The sequence below is a fragment of the Pseudomonas sp. SIMBA_067 genome (genome assembly GCF_046534675.1).
Classification (GTDB): domain Bacteria; phylum Pseudomonadota; class Gammaproteobacteria; order Pseudomonadales; family Pseudomonadaceae; genus Aquipseudomonas; species Aquipseudomonas putida.
In genome coordinates this window covers 1-252 of record NZ_JAWRYH010000942.1, presented here as the reverse complement: position 1 = coordinate 252, position 252 = coordinate 1, and the positions used below count along the sequence as shown (strand labels likewise).

Here is a 252-nt window from a genome sequence, read left to right as displayed (position 1 = left end):
ACTTCCCTGACTGGCTGACGGTTTTCCTGGCGCAGGGTATCGGTGCCGGTATCAATACCGTGCTGCCGATCATTCCGCAGATTGGCCTGATGTTCCTGTTCCTCGCTTTCCTTGAAGACTCCGGCTACATGGCGCGCGCCGCTTTTGTGATGGATCGTCTGATGCAGTCACTGGGCCTGCCGGGAAAATCCTTTGTGCCGCTGATTGTCGGCTTTGGCTGTAATGTCCCGTCGGTCATGGGGACACGGACGC

General features: G+C 57.9%; 1 protein-coding gene. It reads left to right on the top strand.

Annotated features, from left to right (window positions below):
- Positions 1–252, top strand: a 252-nt coding sequence (locus tag SB765_RS31970) for a nucleoside recognition domain-containing protein (RefSeq protein ID WP_410932803.1), incomplete at both ends; no start/stop codon positions are given.